The sequence below is a fragment of the Bacteroides sp. 51 genome, assembly GCF_010500965.1.
Classification (GTDB): Bacteria; Bacteroidota; Bacteroidia; order Bacteroidales; family Bacteroidaceae; genus Bacteroides.
In genome coordinates this window covers 1-19,845 of the sequence record NZ_QVMI01000030.1, presented here as the reverse complement: position 1 = coordinate 19,845, position 19,845 = coordinate 1, and the positions used below count along the sequence as shown (strand labels likewise).

Genomic DNA, 19,845 nt, shown 5'->3' with positions numbered 1-19,845 from the left:
TTTTTTCTAAATAAATAAAGCTAGTAAAATGAATGTACGCATATTTTATTTCGTCTTCTCTTTTTTGATTTTATCCGTTAGTAATAATCTGTATAGTCAGGACCCATGGAAGCTCTCGGCAGATAACCCCGGACCTAATAACTATTATGGAGAAACAGTAGCTAATGGAGTAATTGGGATCATATCATCACCCGAACCATTAAAAGTAAAGGAAGTCGTGCTGGCCGGTGTTTACGACACCTATAAACGCGGAAGAGTCAGCAATTTTATTCCAAATTACAATTTGTTGAATATGAAACTAGACTTGAATGGTGAGTCTATTCATTCTTATAACATAAACAACTTTAGGCAAGAGTTGAATATGCGGAATGGAACATTTAGCGGATCGTTTCAATATAAAGATTTTGCATCTGTAACATATACATACTATGCACTGCGCCATCTTCCCCATTGTGTGATAATGATTGTCAATGTAGATGCACAAAAGGACGTGCACATTAACGTGGAGAATCTTTTGGAAACTCCGACCTCGCTCAATAATCAACAACATTATTTTCAGAACATAACTAACTCTCATGTTAATATCCCATTACTGACGTCTGTAGCCAATACGCCGACGGGGAAATCGAAAATAGCTGTATCAAACACCTTCCTTTTTGAAGAAGGAAAAGAAGAGCAGCCACAGATTTTGCATCGGATGAATGATACGGATATGCATGCTATGTCTTTCGGGAAGAATCTGAAAGCTGGTCAAAAATATTCTTTTGCATTGATAGGTAGCCTGATATCCTCCAATCACACTATAGACCCTTACAATGAAGCTGAGCGAATGACTATTTACGCTGCATTGGAAGGTAAGTCAAGGCTTTTAAACAGACATCTGAAAGAGTGGGAAAAGTTGTGGGAAAGTGATATTCTAATTGAAGGTGATGCTCAGGCACAGCAAGATGTGAGAAGTATGCTTTATCATCTTTATTCTTTTACACGCAAGAACACATCATTATCTCCATCACCTATGGGATTGAGTGGACTGGGGTATAATGGGCATGTGTTTTGGGATACCGAAATCTGGATGTTTCCTCCTATGTTGCTACTTCATCCCGAAATAGCAAAAAGTATGATTGAATATCGTTTTCAGAGACTCGATGCTGCTCGTAAAAAAGCGGCTCTATATGGATATGACGGAGCAATGTACCCGTGGGAAAGTGCCGAATCAGGATTCGAAGAAACGCCGGTCAATGCTTTGACAGGAGCATTTGAGCATCACATCACGGGCGATGTAGCTATTGCCGCCTGGCAATACTATCTTGTTACAGGAGATAAAGAATGGTTAAAAGAAAAAGGTTGGCCGATGCTAAAATCAACAGCCGAATTTTGGGTGAGTCGTGTAGAAAAGAACGATAAGGGAGAATACGATATTAAGAATGTTGTTGCAGCAGATGAATGGGCGGAAAATATTGATAATAATGCTTATACCAATGGCACTGCTATCCGAAATTTGCAATATGCTTCTAAATGTGCGTCTGTACTCGGAGTTACCGCACCGAAAGAATGGAATTTAATTGCAGGTAAAATCCCAATTTCGACGATGAACAATGGGGTTACAAGAGAGCACGATAGCTATACAGATCAGAATATTAAGCAAGCAGATGTTAATCTTCTGGCATATCCGCTGAAGATCATTACTGATAAAGAGCGAATCAAACGAGATTTGAAATTCTATGAAACGAAAGTGCCCCATTCCGATACTCCGGCTATGACGCAAGCTATATTTGCACTTTTGTATAGTCGCTTGGGGGATAGCGAGAAAGCCTATCATTGGTTTAAGGATGCTTATCAGCCCAACCTCAATCCTCCCTTCAGAATAATTGCAGAATGTAAAGGTGGTACAAATCCTTATTTTGCAACAGGAGCAGGAGGCGTTTTACAAGCTGTAATGATGGGCTTCGGAGGTTTGGATATTGACGAGGCAGGAAGCATTAAACAAGTGACATCTGTATTGCCTAAGCATTGGAAAAAGCTGATAATAACAGGAGTTGGGAGAGATAAAAAGACTTTTGTACGAACTCGGTAAGTTCTAAAAACACTATGCTATTCTTCCGAATAGTTGATTCTTTTAATGATTTTAGCGTGTCTTAAAAGGATATAAAAAGCCTATAAAACAGCATTTTATAGGCTTTTTATATTCAATCCATTATTTTTTTTAGTAATATTAATCTAATTTATTCAAATAAAAAGTTGTGAAAATTATTTGTAAAAATATCTAATACGCGATTGAAACCACATGTTTTTTTGTTGTAAATATCTTATATAATCATCTTTGAATAATTATCGATTTTGTTTTCTATAACTATCATTTCATTATAAACTCTTCTTTGAGTAATCTTGCCATATATTTGAGTGTTTTTAATGTTTCGATGTCCCATAACATTAGAAAGTGTTTCCATTGTTGATCCATTGTCCAACATAATTGTCACTGCAAAGGTATGTCGTGCTGTGTGGAATGTTAATTCTTTATCAATACCACATATCGCACCTATCTCTTTCAAATATTCATTTAGCTTCTGGTTGCTTGGTACGGGAAGAACTTTATTGTCAGATAATTGACCTTTGTATTTCTCGATAATTTGTTTGGGAGTTTCAAGTAACGGAATATTATAACTTGTACCTGTTTTTATACGTTTTCCCATTATCCACAACTTTTCATCAAAAGAATTACGGATGTTTTCTTCTGACAAGTTTTTCACATCTATATAAGAAAGACCAGTATAACAGCAAAAGACAAAAATATCCCGAACACGTTCTAAGCGTTCAGTAGAGAATTGCTTTTTCATTATTACCTCTATTTGTTCTTGCGTTAAATACCCTCTATCAACTTTCTTAAATTTGATTTTATAATTAGTAAATGGATCAACTGTTATCCAACCATTATTTTTTGCAAATAGAATAATAGTTCTGAAACGTTGCAGGAATTTTGCAGTAGTGTTTTCCTTGCATCCACAAGATGTCATTAAATACACCTCAAAATTGCGTAAAAATGAATGGGTAACTTCTTTTAATGATATATCGGAAACATTATAGTATTCTTTTATGAAACTTGCCATATGTTTACGAGCAACCTCATATTTCTGAAGTGTACTTTTAGACCTGCTTATACCAACCAACATAGCAATATCGTCAATATGGCGTTGATATAATTCAAGTACGGTTTGATTTTTGACTTCAAGACCGAGAAATATATTCTTTACTCTGTCAGGGGTTACATTATTTTCACGGATAAGTAAATCGTGATATACATTATAGATACTTGTTTTTATGGTATCTAAGAAGGTGTTGATTTCGGCAGCTTCTTTTGTCCTGCCCAATACTGCGGATGTGTTTACATCCCATAAATTAGGATTTACACTTAGTTTTGTACCAAAACGGCTCATCTGTCCGTCAATGGTAATCCGGCACATGATTGGCATCGTGCCGTCTGATTTCTTTTTGTCTCTTTTCAGGAAGAAAAGAACTTTGAATGTACTCTTCATAAACTCATTTTTTAATGTTACAAAATTAAAGTAAACTATCTGATAATGAGTTTTATGCGGATTGCCAAATCAAGACAACAAACTGCCTATTTCAGCCAAATCGTACCCCCTTTGTCTTTTTTCTCGTACCCCCCAGTGTCCTTTTTAAAAAGGGGTACGAATTAGGACACTAACTATGTCGTATCTTGACTATTGATTGGCTTTTACTCCCAGACATGGGATATAGAAAAAGCCCCTCAAATTCACTGAATTTGAAGGGCTTGTCTTGCTTTTGGCGACTCTTGTCTTTTCTAACTTGTTGACTTTCAGGCTTTTAAGCGGTATGGACGGAATGTGAACCTAATCGCATAACCCGTTATCTACCAGTATTTTAACTCTCCAAGCTTACCCATAGGTAATGGTTTGGTAACGAGGTTGTACTCTGCTTAAAAACGAAAAAAGTCTGTAATCAATGAATTACAGACTTTGTCTTCAAAATGTCGCCTAATGGCTTCATTCTCAGCGGAACGGACGGATTATGAACCTAACCGCATATTGTAATTCATTATTAGCACTTTATCGTCAAATCATACCATATAGGTAATGATTTAGTAACGCTTGTAAAAGAACGATTTTTGTCGTCAAAATGGGCAGATATGTCCGCATATGACTTGGGTTCAAAGTTACGACTTCTTTTTTAATAAACAACTATTCTGAATCATAATTGTTTAGCGTTAGTGCAAGGTGCAAGTATCTATATATAGATAGACTTGCACCTTGCACCTTGAAAATTATTCTAAGATGCTATTCCTATACTCAATCGGAGTAAACCCCGTATGTTTTTTAAAGAACTTCCCGAACGACGATTGGTCGCCAAAATGGAGTTCGTCCGCTATTTGTTGAATATTCAAATCAGCATTACGAAGAAGAATTTTTGCTTCGGCAATCAATGCCTCGCTAATCCATTTCATAGGAGGTTTACCGCTGGCATTAGTCATGATACGGGAAAGACTTCCCGGTGTCATAGATAACTTTTGAGCGTAAAACGAAACTTCGTGTTGTTCCTTGCAATTATTGAGAATCAAATTTATAAATTGATTTATAACCTCTTCTTTCCTGCTATTTTTGAGTTTATTTTCGTTGTTTTCAAGTTTTTTCAACCGAATATCCACAACCTCCAATAAAAAGTTAGTAGTCTCAGTTTTTACGATATTCCTTTGAAATGTATGGTCGGTAGCATTCAAATTTTTCTTTATCCGGTCAACAATAGCAACAAGCCTGTTTTGTTCATGCTCGTCGAAATTGATTAGAGGAGATGAATTAAAAGTTGAAGAGAATATTGAATTTTTCAATACGGGAACCCATTCAAAAATAGACATCAGAAAATCTTGCGAAAGAATAAGCGTGTATCCTTTATAATTATTGTGAATATTGATATTATCAATAATGTGCCGCCCATTCAAACTCAGCATTGATCCTTTTGTCAGTCGATATTGTTGATAATCCACATTAAAGCAAGCTTCCCCATATCTGCAAAAAAAGAATACAACTGCATTAATGCGCATTGGTGGATGTGTTTCGGAACTACGTATTTTTTTCGATATCAATACCTCGTTTTCATAAAAAATAATATCGCCGTCCATAGAACTTCTCACATTATCTCCACCCATATGGTGTTCTGATGCCTTCTTAAAATCCGAATTGATAATATCCATAGTGTATGTTTTCTGCAAAGATACATTTATAATTTGTATTCATGTTAGAAATGGACGAATAATTGTGTTTTTTGAACTACACCCATGAAAACAAATAGTGCGAATGCGAAATTTGGACGAATAGCGGATATGCTTCAACTACAAACAACCTCTCTTTACACCCCACCTTTGCAGTAGAATAAAAAAAACACAATGATTAGAATTCAAATTATCCAAGCAGCGGGAAGCCTTTTCGCAGAAAAAGGAATCAGCAAGCTAAATATGGAACAGATTGCCAAAGATGCAGGGGTTTCAAGAGAAGCTGTTGATATGGAATTTCCCAGTATATCAAACTTATTAGATGAATGCTTGAAGCAACGATTAGCAACAGTAGAAATTACTCTATCAGCAGTTCAATCTGTTTCTGAATCTGTATTGGAAGCATTAATACTTACTCTGCAAAAGGTTTTCAAAGAAAAATCCACTTTCTGCGACACTTTTTATAGCGATTTAAGCAAGTTCCCAACCGCTTGTAAACAGTTGGCGGTTTTCAATATGAGAACTCAAAACAAGTGCGTGAACTATTTTATGAAATGCATAGACGAAGGCTACTTCATAAATAACGGCAATCAGGAGCGTATGGCAATGATTTATATGGAAGAAATCAACGGGTTAGCCACAAAATACCAATATGCAATGATTAAAACGCTTTTGAAAGGAGTTTGCACACCGAAAGGGCTGATTGAAGCAAGACGGATACAAGAAGTCATTGAATCAAAGACAAGAAAAATAGAAACAATATAAAAATCTCAGCAAAATGAAAACAAAAGTTTTTACGGCAACGCTCATGTTGCTATTCAGTTCAACTCTTTTCGCTCAAGAACCTCTTACGCTTTCCTTGAAAGAGTGCGTAAGTCTGGCAACCGAAAAGAATATCAATGTTGCTCAATCTCAATTGGAGCAGGAAAAAAGTCACTACAAAAAACAAGAATCACTCTCTGTTCTTCTACCTCAAATTGAAATCAGTGGAACGTTTCAGGACAACAACCAACTATCAAGGACTATGTTACCCGGCGAAATACTTGGACAACCCGGCACAACAATTCCTGTGCAATTGGGTAGTCAGTTTAACACGTCGGCTGTAATTTCCGCTAATCAGATTTTGTACAATCAAACAGCATTAACCAGTCTGAAACTGTCGAAAAAAGCAGAATTTGTCGCAACGCTCGGCGTAGAGAAAGCAAAGGAAGAAATTGCTAAAGAGGTGGCTAAACTCTACTTTCTGATACAGACTTCCGCTGAACAAATCCAATTGGTACAAGATAATATCGAACGCACACAACGCATAACCGACATTGTGAGAAAACAAGTTGATAATGGTATCGGGAAAAAAGTGGATTACGACCGAATTATGGTTACGCTTCAAAATTTGCAAACCCAATTGGACAATAATCAGGCATTGTATGAACAACAAATCAATATGATGAAATATATGCTTGAAATTCCAAGCGACAGCAATATAATTTTAACGGATAGTGCCGATATGATTTTAGTAACAACATTTCCGAATGCAAATGCCAATTTTTCGAATCACATCGACATACAAATACTTGAAGCACAGAAAGATTTAGCCTTGCAAAATCAACGTGTTGTGAATGCGGGTTATGTGCCTTCGCTATCGTTCTTTGCACAATATGGCTATCAAGGATTACGAAATGATTTCAGCGATTATTTCAACAGCAGTTCCAATAACAAGTGGTACGCAAGTTCCTATTTTGGCGTGAGACTGAGCATTCCTATTTTCGACGGTTTGCAAAAACGCTCAAAATCTCGTCAGGCGAAAACTGATTTTCTAAAAGCCGACCTTTCGTTGGAGAACAAAAAAGAACGCTTTTCGGTGGATTACAAAAATGCCTTGAACAACTATATCAACAACAAAATGACCGTTGAACGTCAAGAAAACAATATTGCCTTAGCTCAAAATGTCTATCAGGAAACCGCCTTAAAATATCGCGAGGGAATGGCGACGATGAGCGATTTGTTGCAAGATGAAATGAGTTTGAGCAACGCACAGGCGGGTTATCTCAACGCATTGTACAAATTCAAGGAAGCAGAAATTGAAATAATGTCATTAAATGGCAAAATCACAGAGTTAATCAATCAGTAAAATAATTATAAAAATAAAGAAAATGAAAAAAGCAACAATCATAGTAACTGTAAGTGTTATAGTAGCTTGTGTCGGCTTAATGGCATGGAAATTATCCGCAAATAAGAAAGAAATCGACACAAAAAAAGAAGTAAACACAACCATTGAAAGCATTGCCGTAACAACGGTAAATGTTCAAAAGCAATCCACAAAAACCGATTTGAGTTTTACGGGAATTACCGAAGCCAATCAGAATGTCAAAGTAGCCTCAAAGGCTTCGGGTGAAATCAAGGAAATCAATTTTAAACTTGGCGACTATGTCTCAAAAGGACAGGTTCTTGCCTGCGTAGATGACGCTTATGCCAAATTCGCTTTGGAAAACGCGAAAATTAATTACCAAAAATACGAAGAAGACCTTAAACGCTACAAAACTTTGCGTGAAGGCGATGCCGTTTCAGAAACGCAGTTGAGAGATATTCAGGTAGCTTACGACAATGCGAAAGTACAAATGGAACAAGCACAACGCCAGTTGGAGGACACTTATATTCGAGCGCCTTTCAGTGGTTATATTACTTCTAAAGAAGTCGATTTAGGAAAATTTGTAGGCGTTTCAACTGCCGTTGCAGGCATTGCCGACATTTCGGAATTAAAAGTCGTGGTATCTGTCCCGGAAGCCAATGTATATCAGTTGAAAAACGGACAATCGGTAATGATAAATACACCAATTTATTCAGGTGTGAACTTTACAGGCAAAATTGCTCATATCAGTCCACAGGGCGACAATGCACATTTATACCCTATCGAAATCACGTTACCAAATAGCAAGCAAAATCCGTTGAAAGCAGGAACGTATGTAAATGTTTCGGTTGATATGGAGAAGTCAGAACCAACATTGCTTATTCCTCGTGATGCAATTGTCAGCAGTGTAAAAGCTCCTTCGGTTTACCGTGTGGAAAATGGTGTTGCTAAATTGATTCAGATTACGACAGGTCGTGATTATGAAGATAAAATTGAAGTGCTTGGCGGTTTAAATGAAGGCGATAAAGTTGTTGTCAGCGGGCAAATCAACCTAATGAGCGGTACTTCTGTAAAGGAAATTTAAGTATTAATTCTTAATTCACAAAGATATGGCTTCAATAGTAGAAACCTCGATAAAAAAACCCTTACTGATACTTGTAGTATTTACGGTATTAACCCTTGGCGGATTGTTCAGCTACACCATGCTCAATCTAAACTTATTGCCAAGTTTTGAAACACCAATGCTAACCGTTCAAACCGTTTATCCGGGTGCGGGAGCGGCAGAAGTGGAAACCTCTGTAACCAAAAAGTTAGAAGATGCGTTATCAACGCTCGAAAATCTCAAAAAAATCAGTTCAACCTCTATGGAAGGACTATCTATGATTTCCGTTGAATTGAGTGAAGGAGCAAACGCAGACCAAGCCGTTCAGAATGCCCAGCGGAAAATAAACGCCATAAAATCGGATTTACCAACAGAAGTGTTAGACCCTTCCATTGATAAATTTTCTTTCGATGAAATTCCGATTATGAACATTGCCGTTTCGGCTTCTTTGCCTGCAAGCGAATTTTATACCCTTGTCGAAAACCGAATTCAGCCACGTCTGGCAAAACTTCAAGGGGTCGGTTCTATTCAAATGACAGGTGGAAGCGAACGCGAAATCAAAGTAAACATTGATGCCGACAAACTGAAATCCTACAACTTGTCGGCGTTGCAAGTATTGCAAGCTATTCAAACTGCCAATATTGAAATTCCTGCGGGAAATGTAGAGGATGCTACAACTGTTTATTCAGTTCGTATGGCAGCGAAATTCTCCAATCTCAACGAGTTGAGGAATACTGTAATTACGACAACACCCACTGGTGGGAAAGTCAAAATAATGGACGTTGCCGAAATCGAAGACGGCATTGCAACACAAAAAATTATCAACCGCATAGACGGACGCGATGCTATCGGTATTTCCGTTAAAAAACAATCCGATGCCAATGCCGTGAAAGTAGCCGATTTGGTAAAAGCAGAAATGGCTTCCATTGAGAAAGAGTATGAAAGCAATCAGGTAAAATTTGACATTGCTACAGATGATTCCGTATTTACAAGAGCCTCTACCAATGCCATTGTGGTTGACCTTTTACTTGCCGTTTTAATTGTGTCAATCGTGTGCTTCCTTTTCCTTCACAACATACGAAGCGCCCTTATGGTAATGATTGCCGTTCCGCTATCACTTATTCCTACTTTTATTGTGATCTATATTATGGGGCTGTCGCTCAATATGATGTCTTTGATGGCGCTATCGTTGGTAGTCGGAATTGTAGTTGATGACTCTATTATCGTTATCGAAAACATGTTCAGCCACATGGAAAAAGGCAAACCCAAACGACAAGCCGCTCTCGAAGGAGCGAAACAAATTCTTTTTACCTGTATGGCAACCACGATGGTTCTTGTAGTTGTTTTCTTACCGCTTGCCGTTACCGGAGGCGTTATCGGCGGGTTATTAAAAGAATTTGCCATTCCAATTATCGTTTCCATTCTTTTCAGCTTATTGGTATCATATACCGTAACACCTTTACTGATGTCTATTTTCGGGAAATTACCCGATGATACACGCCCGACCCTGTCGGCTCGTTTTTCCCGTTGGATTGAGAATATTTTCAAATCCTTACAAACAGGCTATGCTAAGATTTTGGCAGTTGCTCTGAAACATAAAATAATGGTCGTATCTATTGCCATAATCTTACTAATCGGTTCAATAACATTAATCCCCGCAGGATTTATTGGGACTTCTTTTATGCCCGAAACCGATTTGAGTGAATTGACAGTAGAACTTGATATGAATCCGCAAGTAACCGTTTATCAGAATAATCAACTTACGTTGCAAGTTGAAGAAATAATCCGCAATCGTCCCGAAGTAGAGCGTATCTATACCAATGTCGGACAATCAAGTACAAGCACGAAAAACAATTTTACAACTATCGCAGTAAAATTGGTAGGGAAAGACAAGCGTAATGAAAGTATGGATGAGATGGCTTCGATAATCAAAGCGGATATTATGCAGGTTGCAGGAGTGCGTGCCAGAGTAACGCCAAAAAATCTCGCAGGCAACGATGCTCAGCCAATCCAGTTTATTGTGCAGGGAACCGATATGGACAAAGTACAAGAAACAGCCGATATGATTTTGGCTGTTGTCAGAAAAACGCCCGGCACAGTCGATGCCAAGTTTTCGATTGACGACCCGCGTCAGGAAGTGCAGGTCAATATTGACCGTGATAAAATGGCAACTTTAGGATTGAAAATATCCGACGTAGGCTCTACGCTTCGCGTGGCATTGAATGGTAATGATGATTCAAAATACAATGAAAACGATTTTGAATACAGAATACGTGTCGGGGTAGATAATTTCGACCGTACCAAAGCCGAAGATGTATCGAAATTGACATTTCTGAATAAAGAAGGAAAATTAATCCAATTGAGCCAGTTCGCCGACATTAGTTATGGTTTGGGAGCGACTGCATTGGAGCGTACCGACAGAATTCCGTCTATAATTGTGAAATCAAGCGTATCAGGTCGCCCGATGGGAACGGTTGGGAGTGAAATATCCGCAGCCATTGATGGCAACATTCCCGAAGGCGTTACCGTCAGCACAGGCGGACAATTATCGCAACAAAGCGATGCTTTTGGTAGTCTGGCAATCGCGTTTTTAGCAGCAATTCTATTGATATATTTCATTATGGTTGTCCTTTACGATTCCTTGCTAGACCCTATCATTATCATGCTTTCCATTCCATTGGCATTGATTGGGGCACTTTTGGCATTAGCATTAACAATGAGTTCGTTAGATATTTTTACCATTATCGGAATGATTGTCTTAATCGGGTTGGTCGCCAAAAACGCTATAATGTTGGTGGACTTTACCAATCAACTGAAACGTGAACAGCATTTAAGCACCTTAGACGCTTTGATTGAGGCAGGAAAGGAACGCTTCCGTCCAATTTTGATGACCGCATTCTCTACCATATTCGGAATGCTCCCAATAGCAATAGCTTCGGGCAACGGAGCCGAATTGAAAAACGGCATGGCTTGGGTAGTTATCGGCGGTATGGCAAGTTCAATGCTTCTAACTTTGGTTGTAGTTCCAGTCGTTTATTATGCCTTTGATAAAATGCGGGAGCGTTTCAGTAGAAGTCGAAAGGAAGAAACAACTATTGAAAATGCAGAACCATTGGCAATAAATCAATAATATAAAAATCCGGCGTAGCTCAATTGGTTAGAGCAACTGTTATAAGCCTTATTAAAAAAGCGAACAGAAAGGTTGCAGGTTCGATTCCTTCCGTCGGTACAAAATGAAGAATATTAACGAGTAATAAAAATGATAAGATATGAAAATAGTAGAGACAATTCAAAAAAGACATTCAGTTCGTACCTATACAGGCGAAGCATTGCGGGATGAACATATTGCTCAAATCGAAGAGCATATCAGCCGGTTAAAAACACCATTTGGTATGAAAGCACGAGTAGTATTGGCAAGTATTAATTCCGGTGGAACAGCAGTAAAATTAGGCACGTATGGATTAGTCAAAGGAGCAAGTAATTATTTAGTGCTGATTTGCGAAAAAGATCCCTTTTCCGAAACCGCTGGGGCATATTTGTTTGAGCAAATTATATTGTTTTGTACGAGTTTAGATTTAGGAACATGTTGGATTGGTGGCACTTTCAACCGGAGTGATTTCAAAAAACAGATAAGTATTGAAGCGAATGAACAGATAAGAGTTATATCGCCAGTTGGATATGCAAGTACTCAAAAGCGGTTTGTCGAAAAATATATAGTTCAGTCAGATAAAAAACACGCATCTCGTAAAGGTTTCGGAGAACTATTTTTCGATAATAATTTCAAGAACCCGTTGACAAAAGGCACTTCTGGTCGATTTTTGACACCACTTGAAATGGTACGTTTAGCGCCTTCAGCTAACAATAAACAAGAATGGCGTGTCTTACTTGATGAAGGCTACCTACATTTTTATAAAAAGCCTTATCCTATGTTTGACACCATTGATATGGGAATTGCTCTTTGCCACTTTGAACTTACATGTAAAGAACTCGGAATGGCAGGACAATATGAGCGATTAGCAAACTATCCAGAAAATGATAAACTAAAGTATGTTATTTCATGGGTTATTGATAATGAAAAAGAGGCTTATGGAATTTAGAAGAATCATACTCTTAGGACTATTTGTTTTAGCAATACAAATATCTGCTGTCGCTCAAACCGATGATTCCAAACAAAGATGGCATGCACAAATCGACACAAACTGTGTTAATATTTTAAAACCTGACTATTTACAGGTCGAACAGGATATAGTATTAGAACAATTCAATAAACAACCGAATTTCGGGATGTACCGTGATAATTATTTCATTACGGGTATTCCAACAAATAAAAAGATAACGAATCATACAGCCGATGCTAAGTTTCAGATAAGTATACGTCAACGACTGTTGAAAGGCGTTCTGCCTTTCAACTCATTTCTGATGTTGTCATATACCCAAAAATCGTTCTGGAATATCTATGAGGAATCAGCCCCTTTTGGAGACAATAACTATAACCCCGGTCTTATGCTTGTGAACCCTATTGTCCGAGATAATAAGTTGTGGGGAATAGGGACATTTGGTTTTGAACATGAGTCAAACGGCAGAGATAGTCTTGATTCACGCAGTTGGAATTACTTCACACTATCGGGCGTTTATTTCTATAATGTCTGCTTCTCAATTCAAGCCAAAATATGGTATGGATGGATTGACGGAGAAAACCGTGATTTATTTGAATACAAAGGCTACGGCCTACTTGCTCTGAATTATAAAAGTTTGGATGACAAGTTCGGTGCTTCAATTGTTGTTAATCCTTGTAAGAAGGCAATAAATACCCAATTGGAACTTACTTTTCAACCCAATAAAAGAGCAAATCAATATCTATTTGTGCAATGGTATCAGGGATATGGCGAAAGCCTACTGGATTATAATCAGTACACATCAATGATACGATTTGGTATATGTATCAGACCGTCGATGAGAAACTTATATTAATGTGTATAAAAGCCCAAATCACAATAGTCATGAAAGAATATTTAGAGCAAAAATTGAAAGAAATTCATCTTGAATTGGAAACGATAGATATGGACGGAGAAATCTCCATTGAAATTGCAGTATCAATGATAGAGTATCTGGAAAAATGTTTGACTGCTATGCGGGAAAAATTCCTTTCTCTGAAAAATGTAAAAGAAGAAGATGAAATTGTTTTTTTCAAAGAAATTAAACCTGAAATACTTGGATTTATATTGTATTTCAATAAAATACATACTATTGAACTAAAATGCCCAAATGGCAGCAATATCACATTCGCAGAGTATTATCAAAAAGAGTTAGACAGCTTAACATATTTCTTTGAACGTAATCTTGATTTTTACCAGTATTATAGGTCAAAATCAACACACATGGATGGACACTACTTTATCAGAAATAAGCGTTCTCATCTTCTGTGCTTAGATAGTGTCCATTATATCATCGATTCTGAATTTTCAACAGGATACGATTACAAAGTAGCTAAAATCCTTTGTAACGAGATGTTGCGAATTTATCTGAATAAAAAAATGCACACATTGGATAAGCAAACGCTCATAAGTAAAAACAGAGCTTCGCTCCCGCTCAGCGATCTAAAGTGGACGGGCCCGAAGACTGCCTTGATTGAAATAGGTTATAGCTTTGAATCAAGTAAATTTATGAATAGAGGAACTGCCAACATTAAGGAAATCATGATTGCTTTTGAAATTATGTTCAATATAGATTTAGGCGATTATTACAGAGAATATGTTTCCATTCGAGGACGAAAAATAGACCGTACTAAGTATTTGAACATCCTTATAGAGCGACTGCTAAAGCGAATGGATGAAGACGACTCTCTGTAAAAATAAAACCCACAAAAACTACCAACTTGGTAGTTTTTTTTTGCTCCTTTTTCACCCTTCTGAAACCCGCTAAAATCGTTGGTTTTTCATCAAAAATCACTCAAAAAAACTTTTACCAAGTTGGCAGAAAAGTATTTTTCGACTTCCGAACTTTGCAGCGAATCAAATAGTTATAGATATGGAAGTCATAACAATAGAAGCAAAGGCTTACAAAGAAATTGTAGGTAAGTTAGATGAAATTGCACGCTATGTGAAAAAACACTCTGAAAGCCAACACGAGGGTTGGATAGATAATCACGATGTTTGTAAATACTTAAATGTAAGCACCCGTACATTACAACGCTTACGTTCACAAAAACTTATCTCTTTCTCAATAATACGAGGGAAAACCTATTATCAGTTAAGTGAGATTGAACGGATGCTTAATGAAAATCTCATCAAGAGCAATCCTAATGGTTTTCAAGAATTATTAGATAATTATTACAAGAATGATAAGTAAGCAGGCTCTATTAGATAGAACAAATAACGGCTTTGAGATATTCCGTTTTTATATTTCCACAAAATGGCAATTAGGGAAAAACTTTCTTAACCCATTATATGAAGATAAAAAAGCATCATGCAATATCTATTTCGACCGGAACAGCCGTATATATAAAATAAAAGATTTCGGGAATGATGCTTATAATGGCGACTGTTTTTTCTATGTCGGTAAGTTGAAAGGTCTGGATTGTGGTAACGGAACGGATTTCGTTGAAATTTTGAAAATCATAAATAGGGATATGTCTTTAGGATTAGATAATCCGGACTATTCACCTTATGTTCCGCAATCAATACCACAGAAGAGTAATCCGGTAAATATTGAAGCACCCAAAAGCAAGCCATATAATGTTTTTCAACAAAAATTCACACAGAATGAATTGGATTTTTGGATGCAATCAGGTATTACGTCCGAAATACTGAAATTCTACAAAACCGTATCCCTGAAAGAATTTAGGAGCGAAAATAAGGATAATAAACCATTTTACTATACTTCGTCCGAAAGCGAACCGATTTTCGGATATATGGGTAAACGGTATGTGAAGATCTACCGACCGTTTTCTGAAGTTCGCTTTCTGTATGGTGGAAATATCGGCGAAAACTATTGCTTCGGATTGGAACAATTACCCGCCAAAGGAGATACATTATTCATTACTGGCGGAGAAAAAGACGTGATGACATTGGCTGCTCATGGTTTTCATGCTATCTGCTTCAACAGCGAAACTTCCACTATTCCGACGGGAATAATTTATAAACTCACTTTCCGATTCAAACATATTGTACTGCTTTACGATGCAGATAAAACAGGAATAGAAGCTGCAATCAGGCACGAAAAAGCATTAGCTGAATACGGCGTTAAACGGCTCTTGCTGCCGCTTTCAGGAGAGAAAAAAGACAAAGATATAACGGACTATTTCAGCAAAGGAAATAGCCGGAAAGAGTTTCGCCAACTATTCATTGATTTTCTGGATAATCTATATAACGAAACAATGACCATGCTAAAATCCTGTGAAATTGATTTCAATAACCCTCCGGCGAAAGCCGAAGAAGTTATTTCAGCCGGAGATGTACCACTCGGTACGCAAGGTAACATCCTTTGTATTACTGGCGGAGAGGGTACAGGGAAAAGCAACTATGTTGCTGCGCTGATTGCAGGTTCGATAATCAAAGACAATCGTACCATTGATACATTGGGTGTAAATGTTCGGGATAATTCCGATAACAAAGCAGTTCTACTCTATGATACGGAACAATCCGAAGTACAACTTTTCAAGAATGTTTCCAACCTCCTGAAACGTGCCAAACTAAACGAAAAGCCAGAAGAATTGCGGGCGTTCTCTCTTACAGGAATGTCTCGAAAAGAAAGACTGCAAGCCATAGTTCAGAGCATGGACAAATATCATTATGAGTATGAGGGTATTCGTTTAGTCGTGATTGACGGTATTGCAGATTTGGTACTATCTGCCAACGACGAAGCTGAAAGTATCAGGATTGTAGATGAACTATACCGTTTAGCGGGAATATACCGCACCTGCATAGTTTGTGTACTTCATTATGTGCCGAATGGTTTGAAACTGCGTGGACATCTTGGCTCGGAGCTGCAACGTAAAGCGGCAGCAATTATGAGTATAGAACTCGACAGCGAACCGTCGGTATCAGTTGTTAAGGCTCTCAAAGTAAGGGACGGCAGTCCTCTCGATGTACCTCTAATGCAGTTCTCATGGGATAAAGAACTGGGAATGCACATCTATATAGGCGAAAAGCCACGAGAGGAAAAAGAAAAACGGAAAGAAAAAGAACTGGCGGTAGTTGCCCGTGAGATATTCGATGTGCAAAAGCATCTGACTTATATCGACCTGTGCGACCGTATTCAACAGATAATGGATGTAAAGGAACGTACAGCCAAAAGCTATATCAAATTTATGCGAGAGAAAGAAATAATCATAAAAGATCCGTCCAATCAGAATTATTTCATGATAGGGCATATCATCTAAAACCCAACAGCCATGTATATAGACAAAAATAATTTTGAAGCGTGGATGGAACGAATCATGAATCGCTTCGACAAACAAGATAAAACACTTGATAAAATGAGTAAACGCAGAAATATGTTAGATGGAGAATTATTGCTTGACAATCAGGATTTGTGTCAACTCCTCCACGTAAGTAAACGAACGTTGCAACGCTATCGTAGTACAGGCGAACTGCCTTTTCAGACAGTCTATAAAAAAACGTATTACAAAGAAAGCGATGTCCATAAGTTCATCAGAGAGAATTTTAACAAAGGAAAAGACGATAAACCATCAGAAAACCATGAAGACAATGAAACACCTGAAGATATTGATAACCCGTGAGGGTGGTTTGTTTTTATTTCGCTAAAGTTCATAGTGCTGATTTAATGTTAGTACAAAGCCCATACCGTCGTGATGACAGGCATGGGCTTTAACTTTACAACTTAATTCCTCTTGAAACATCTTTCTTCTCCACTTTTTGGGGACTATCTACCGATGCAATAACGAGCCTGTCGCCCATGATTTCCTTTACTCCCTGCAAAGTGTTTGGAGGTGGAGTGTCCTGGACAAATGAAGTTTCGGGCTTCCCTTGTGATTGGCTTTGATTGCTTGCCGAAACGCTATTGTCCTGCACGCTCTCCTGCCCCTCACTTTCTTCGATTGGTTTAAGCGAGAGTTGGATTTCACGGTCTAACTTAACCAAATCGTCTTTCAGGGCTTTCAGTTCCGGTTCCTTTCGCCAAGTTCCTTCGACTACTTCTTTAAGAACGGGAATATCCTTTTGCAATTTCTCGTTATCTGCCTGATACCTTTCCAAAAGTTTCGGCATGGTATCAAGAGCATTCAGGAAATTTTGTGCTGCCGTCTTTGGATCAGTTGCCATTACCCCATGATTGTAGTTGTAGAGAATGTCGCCTTCGCCTTTAATAAAAAAGCGGTTTTGTATTACATCGAAACCGTCCTTAGCTGTGGTTTCTGACTTTACCATTAAATCAAAACCGTAAAGCGTACCGATTTTCTCATGCGCTCCATGTGTACGGGCTTTGTCGGCTATTTCATTCAGCTTCAGCCCGACTTCTTTTGGATTACTGCCCTGCAATCCGTCCAACTGAACAGGATTCAGGCGGGTTACTCCGTCCGGCTGATATTGGACACGGGAACTAAACGCTTCAATATCCTTAGATATACGGTTAATAAAACCATTGTTCTTTTCTACATCAGCCACAATACCCTCTAACTTGTAACGGGATGAAGATTTTCCACGCATAAATGCCTGCCGTTCTGATTCAAGGGAAGCGATTTTCTTTTCCAACCGTGCTTTTTCCAATAATTCGGTATTACCGGACAGAATAGCAACATACTCGGAAAAGTTCATACCGCCTTTTTCGTCCATGCTGCCCTCGTCGATGGTACGGCTGCCCAGTGAATTGTTCTTCAACTGGCGAATAAAAAGCTGCTTATTGTGGAGCAAGCCGAATTTATAAGCATCCAGTGATTTTTCAACGGCATAGATAAGTACATCGACCTTGTTATCGGCATATAGTTTGGCTATATCGTTCCCTTTGCGAATACCCCTACCGTCGCGCTGTTCAAGGTCTGACGGTCGCCAAGGGGCATCTAAATGATGAATGGCGACACATCGTTTCTGGGCGTTCACGCCTGTACCCAACATTTCAGTAGAGCCAAACAATACACGGATTTTACCCTCGTTCATATCCTTAATCATGGTTTTTCGAGCCTTATCCGTTTTGGCTTCCTGAATAAAGCGTATTTCGTGAGCGGGGATTCCGTGGTCATCCACCAGTTTACGCTTTATCTCGGAGCATGGGTTCCATTCTCCGGGCTTGTAAGTGCCTAAATCAGAGAAAATAAATTGTGTAGCCTTGTGTTGGTCGAACTTTGTGTAGTAATCCGATACCATTTTAGCAACGTGCGAAGCCTTATTATCCACATGGTCGCCGTACTTAACGGGATCTATCAGCCGCATATCGAGCGACATTTTTCGGGCGTAGTCCGTAGCAATCAACATTTTGGCTTTTTCCTCTTTTTCGGATAGTGGGGCACGTCCCAATATTTCGCCTTTACCTGTTTTGGCGAACTCGACTAACTTCTGAATAAACTCCTGTTGGTCGGGTGTAGGCGGAATATTGTGTAGGATTTCGTTTTTAACAGGTCTGTCGATACCAATATCTTCAGCAGAACGATAGTCCGTTATTTCGGCATAAAAAGCTGCCAATTCGGGTACTTTGATGAAATACCGGAAGCGTTCTTTCTGCACAATCTCGTTTGTTACCGAAAATTCATAGTCTATTGACTTCTTGGCGAAGATTGCCGCCCACGCATCAAATGTATTAATGCCTTGCCGTTCCAGTTCGTTTGGCCGGAGATACTTGAAAAGTAAATATAACTCTGTCAAACTGTTGGAAATGGTTGTACCCGAAAGGAAAGTAGCCCCCAAATCCTTGCCCGTCTTATCCTGAATGGTACGCAAGGCGAAAAGCATATTCAGGGCACGTTGCGAACCTTCGGCATTCCCCAGACCTGCAACCCTGTCGTGCCGGGTGGTAAAGGTCAGGTTCTTGAAACGGTGGCTCTCATCAACGTACAGGTGGTCGATACCCATTAAACGGAAATCTACCGTATCATCTTTGCGGTTTTCAATCTGATAGGCGATATTACTTAACTTGGCTTCAAGATTAAGCTGCCGTTTGACTAAGCCTTTCTCCATAGCACGGGAAATTTCCTTGCCTTGTGCCCGTAATACTTCCAGATTTTCTTCCACCGAATCGAGTTCCGCCTGTAATATCCGTTGCTGTATTTCGGGAGACTGGGGTATCATGCCGAATTGTTCGTGTGTTAAAATGATAGCATCCCAATGATTATCAAAACGTTTTGATAACAACTGTTATCCAAAACTTTTCATTATCCCAACTTTTTATTAGAACGCCTTATAATGAGTTGCTTTCAGGAAAAAGTTG

Annotated in this window: 13 protein-coding genes and 1 pseudogene; 11 read left to right on the top strand and 3 right to left on the bottom strand. The window is 38.5% G+C overall.

The annotated features are described in order from the left end of the window. The first annotated feature begins 28 nt into the window (after window positions 1–28). Window positions 29–2,074, top strand: a complete 2,046-nt coding sequence (locus D0T87_RS18515; RefSeq protein WP_163176805.1) for a glycoside hydrolase family 65 protein — start codon at window positions 29–31, stop codon at window positions 2,072–2,074. A gap of 232 nt (window positions 2,075–2,306) precedes the next feature. On the opposite strand, the gene D0T87_RS18510 is transcribed toward D0T87_RS18515, so the two are convergent. Both D0T87_RS18510 and D0T87_RS18505 read right to left on the bottom strand, forming a co-directional pair. After that, window positions 2,307–3,530 carry a site-specific integrase gene (locus tag D0T87_RS18510; RefSeq protein ID WP_163176803.1) on the bottom strand — a complete coding sequence of 408 codons (1,224 nt, stop codon included), beginning with the start codon at window positions 3,528–3,530 and terminating at the stop codon, window positions 2,307–2,309. Window positions 3,531–4,300: 770 nt separating this feature from the next. After that, window positions 4,301–5,224 (bottom strand): AraC family transcriptional regulator, encoded by a 924-nt coding sequence (locus tag D0T87_RS18505; protein WP_163176801.1) that lies wholly within the window; start codon window positions 5,222–5,224, stop codon window positions 4,301–4,303. 192 nt (window positions 5,225–5,416) lie between these two features. On the opposite strand from D0T87_RS18505, the gene D0T87_RS18500 reads away from it, so the two are divergent. The 10 genes from D0T87_RS18500 to D0T87_RS18455 all read left to right on the top strand — a co-directional run bounded on the left by D0T87_RS18500 (window position 5,417) and on the right by D0T87_RS18455 (window position 17,209). Continuing rightward, window positions 5,417–6,007, top strand: coding sequence for a TetR/AcrR family transcriptional regulator (locus tag D0T87_RS18500; RefSeq protein ID WP_163176799.1), 591 nt, complete (start codon window positions 5,417–5,419; stop codon window positions 6,005–6,007). 13 nt (window positions 6,008–6,020) lie between these two features. Next, on the top strand, window positions 6,021–7,370 hold the full coding sequence (locus D0T87_RS18495) for a TolC family protein (protein ID WP_163176797.1): 1,350 nt from the start codon (window positions 6,021–6,023) through the stop codon (window positions 7,368–7,370). A 22-nt stretch (window positions 7,371–7,392) separates the two neighbouring features. Beyond that, on the top strand, window positions 7,393–8,451 hold the full coding sequence (locus D0T87_RS18490) for an efflux RND transporter periplasmic adaptor subunit (RefSeq protein ID WP_163176794.1): 1,059 nt from the start codon (window positions 7,393–7,395) through the stop codon (window positions 8,449–8,451). Between the two features lie 25 nt (window positions 8,452–8,476). After that, window positions 8,477–11,599: an efflux RND transporter permease subunit gene (locus tag D0T87_RS18485; RefSeq protein WP_163176792.1), complete on the top strand. Its 3,123-nt coding sequence runs from the start codon at window positions 8,477–8,479 to the stop codon at window positions 11,597–11,599. A gap of 139 nt (window positions 11,600–11,738) precedes the next feature. Next, the gene (locus D0T87_RS18480; RefSeq protein WP_163176790.1) at window positions 11,739–12,566 is read left to right on the top strand and encodes a nitroreductase family protein; all 828 of its coding nucleotides are present in this window, start codon (window positions 11,739–11,741) and stop codon (window positions 12,564–12,566) included. Further along, window positions 12,556–13,440 (top strand): phospholipase A, encoded by an 885-nt coding sequence (locus D0T87_RS18475; protein ID WP_163176788.1) that lies wholly within the window; start codon window positions 12,556–12,558, stop codon window positions 13,438–13,440. The genes D0T87_RS18480 and D0T87_RS18475 overlap by 11 nt, the downstream gene beginning before the upstream one ends. A gap of 29 nt (window positions 13,441–13,469) precedes the next feature. Further along, complete coding sequence (locus D0T87_RS18470) at window positions 13,470–14,318, top strand: RteC domain-containing protein (RefSeq protein ID WP_163176786.1); 849 nt, start codon at window positions 13,470–13,472, stop codon at window positions 14,316–14,318. Window positions 14,319–14,496: 178 nt separating this feature from the next. Then, complete coding sequence (locus tag D0T87_RS18465; RefSeq protein WP_163176784.1) at window positions 14,497–14,817, top strand: helix-turn-helix domain-containing protein; 321 nt, start codon at window positions 14,497–14,499, stop codon at window positions 14,815–14,817. Next, window positions 14,807–16,849: a bifunctional DNA primase/helicase gene (locus D0T87_RS18460; RefSeq protein ID WP_163176782.1), complete on the top strand. Its 2,043-nt coding sequence runs from the start codon at window positions 14,807–14,809 to the stop codon at window positions 16,847–16,849. The genes D0T87_RS18465 and D0T87_RS18460 overlap by 11 nt, the downstream gene beginning before the upstream one ends. A gap of 12 nt (window positions 16,850–16,861) precedes the next feature. After that, entirely contained in the window at window positions 16,862–17,209 is a 348-nt protein-coding gene (locus tag D0T87_RS18455; RefSeq protein ID WP_163176780.1) for a helix-turn-helix domain-containing protein, read from the top strand. Window positions 17,210–17,303: 94 nt separating this feature from the next. On the opposite strand, the pseudogene D0T87_RS18450 reads toward D0T87_RS18455, so the two are convergent. After that, window positions 17,304–19,751 (bottom strand): annotated as a pseudogene (locus D0T87_RS18450) (helicase-related protein); the annotation flags it as partial. Between the last annotated feature and the right edge of the window lie 94 nt (window positions 19,752–19,845).

What these genes read in the sequence shown, in the direction of transcription:
- D0T87_RS18515 (WP_163176805.1), top strand. Translation starts at nt 29, where the DNA reads ATGAATGTACGCATATTTTATTTCGTCTTCTCTTTTTTGATTTTATCC.
- D0T87_RS18510 (WP_163176803.1), bottom strand. Translation starts at nt 3,530, where the DNA reads ATGAAGAGTACATTCAAAGTTCTTTTCTTCCTGAAAAGAGACAAAAAG.
- D0T87_RS18505 (WP_163176801.1), bottom strand. Translation starts at nt 5,224, where the DNA reads ATGGATATTATCAATTCGGATTTTAAGAAGGCATCAGAACACCATATG.
- D0T87_RS18500 (WP_163176799.1), top strand. Translation starts at nt 5,417, where the DNA reads ATGATTAGAATTCAAATTATCCAAGCAGCGGGAAGCCTTTTCGCAGAA.
- D0T87_RS18495 (WP_163176797.1), top strand. Translation starts at nt 6,021, where the DNA reads ATGAAAACAAAAGTTTTTACGGCAACGCTCATGTTGCTATTCAGTTCA.
- D0T87_RS18490 (WP_163176794.1), top strand. Translation starts at nt 7,393, where the DNA reads ATGAAAAAAGCAACAATCATAGTAACTGTAAGTGTTATAGTAGCTTGT.
- D0T87_RS18485 (WP_163176792.1), top strand. Translation starts at nt 8,477, where the DNA reads ATGGCTTCAATAGTAGAAACCTCGATAAAAAAACCCTTACTGATACTT.
- D0T87_RS18480 (WP_163176790.1), top strand. Translation starts at nt 11,739, where the DNA reads ATGAAAATAGTAGAGACAATTCAAAAAAGACATTCAGTTCGTACCTAT.
- D0T87_RS18475 (WP_163176788.1), top strand. Translation starts at nt 12,556, where the DNA reads ATGGAATTTAGAAGAATCATACTCTTAGGACTATTTGTTTTAGCAATA.
- D0T87_RS18470 (WP_163176786.1), top strand. Translation starts at nt 13,470, where the DNA reads ATGAAAGAATATTTAGAGCAAAAATTGAAAGAAATTCATCTTGAATTG.
- D0T87_RS18465 (WP_163176784.1), top strand. Translation starts at nt 14,497, where the DNA reads ATGGAAGTCATAACAATAGAAGCAAAGGCTTACAAAGAAATTGTAGGT.
- D0T87_RS18460 (WP_163176782.1), top strand. Translation starts at nt 14,807, where the DNA reads ATGATAAGTAAGCAGGCTCTATTAGATAGAACAAATAACGGCTTTGAG.
- D0T87_RS18455 (WP_163176780.1), top strand. Translation starts at nt 16,862, where the DNA reads ATGTATATAGACAAAAATAATTTTGAAGCGTGGATGGAACGAATCATG.